The 1621-nt window shown below is 70.4% G+C and carries 2 protein-coding genes and 1 pseudogene; all 3 read right to left on the bottom strand.

Going from position 1 to position 1621, the window contains the following annotated elements:
- Positions 1–184 (bottom strand): annotated as a pseudogene (locus FV220_RS24900) (acyl-CoA dehydrogenase); the annotation flags it as partial.
- A 239-nt stretch (positions 185–423) separates the two neighbouring features.
- On the bottom strand, positions 424–699 hold the full coding sequence (locus FV220_RS24905) for a hypothetical protein (protein WP_018041904.1): 276 nt from the start codon (positions 697–699) through the stop codon (positions 424–426).
- Positions 700–801: 102 nt separating this feature from the next.
- Positions 802–1621: methylated-DNA--[protein]-cysteine S-methyltransferase (locus tag FV220_RS24910; RefSeq protein WP_147833575.1), on the bottom strand; the 820-nt coding region annotated here is incomplete at its 5' end.

A 1621-nucleotide genomic window follows, 5' to 3' on the forward strand; every position in this document is an offset into this window, starting at 1 on the left:
GGGGCACGACCGCGCCGCCGCCGCCGAGCCGGCGCGGCACGATCAATCCCGGCAGGCCGGCATTCCGGAGGTCGGCGATGTTGTCATGCGCGAATCGGCCGGCGCGGTCGTGCCCCTCGGCCCGTTCGGCAAAAAGCCGGGCGAGCCCTTCGGCGGTGTCGCGCAGAGGCGGGGAAAGGATCATGGGGGAGACAGGATTCTTCGGACGGATCGGAGGGCCGGGCGCACGGGACAGACCCGCTCGATGGCCCTGGCCGAGTGCCGGGATGGTCCCGCCGAAACCCTGTCCTGTCAACGAGAACGTTCTTTTTTAAGAACGACTGATCGGAGAAGGCTCTTACTGCCGCTACTCCCTCGGCCGGAAATCGTTTCCCCGAGGCTGATGGACAAGGGGAGAAGGCCTGTATTGTCCCGCTCCGGCCGTCATCTGCCGCGCGCGCGTTCCGCCGAAATCGTTCGACAAAACAAACGATCCTGCGGCGTCGACGGATGCGCTGCGGCAAGCAGGGGTGGCTCGGCGGCGTCGAGATCGTCGGGATCGGGGTCGGCGGCGGAGGCGAACTTGCCGAACTCCCAGCCGTCGATCCAATCCAGCCGCTCGGCGGATTCCTCGCCGCCCGGGGCGCGGTCGATGGTCTCGCCACGCCCGTAGGCTTCGAAACCCAGCCAGTAGAAATCCGGCGTCGCGGCGCTCGTCACGGCATTCTCCCTCTCCGGGAACGGTCATGCCATGGGACGGACCGCGCCACATCCTCCGGATGGGGTAGCGCGGTCATCGGTATCGGTGCGCGAATGTCGCGGTCAGGGGGCGGCGCCCTCACGTGTGAGGAGGTCGCGCTTGCGCGCGACGCCCCAGCGGTAGCCGGAGAGCGACCCGTCAGACCGGACCACCCGGTGGCAGGGTATCGCCACGGCGATGGGGTTGGCGCCGCAGGCCCGCGCCACGGCACGGGTCGCCGCCGGCGCGCCGATGGCGCGGGCGATCTCCGCATAGGTGGCGGTGGTGCCGATGGGGATCTTGCGCAGGGCGTCCCAGACCCGCTGCTGGAAGGCGGTGCCGCCGATATCGAGCGGCAGGTCGAGACCGCCCGAGGGGCGGGCCACGAACCCCACCACCTGCGCCATCCACGCATCGAAGGCCGGGTCGCCGCCGGAGAGTTCGGCCTTCGGGAATCGGTCCTGGAGGTCGCGGACGAGGATGTCGGGATCGTCCCCGAGCAGGATGGCGCAGAGTCCCTTGGCTGTCGCCGCTACCAGGATGGCGCCGAGGACGCATTGGCCGATGCCGAACCGGATCGCGACCCCTTTGCCGCCAAGGCGGTAGACGTTCGGGGCCATGCCGAGGCGGTCCGTCGCGTCCGCATAGAAGCGGCTCGGCGAGGCGTAGCCGGCCTCGTAGATCGCCTGCGTCACCGATTCGGCCCGGCTCAAGCCCGAGGCGAGGAAATCCGCGCGCCGCGCCGCCGCATAGGCCTTCGGCGTCACGCCGGTGACCGCCTTGAACACCCGGTGGAAATGGAACGGGCTGAGGCCGGCCGCCTCCGCCAGGGCGCCGAGGCCCGGCACCGTCTCGGATTCGTCGATGAGGCGGCAGGCGCGGGCGACGGCCTCCGTCCGGCGC

The sequence above is a fragment of the Methylobacterium sp. WL19 genome, from assembly GCF_008040005.1.
Classification (GTDB): Bacteria; Pseudomonadota; Alphaproteobacteria; order Rhizobiales; family Beijerinckiaceae; genus Methylobacterium; species Methylobacterium bullatum.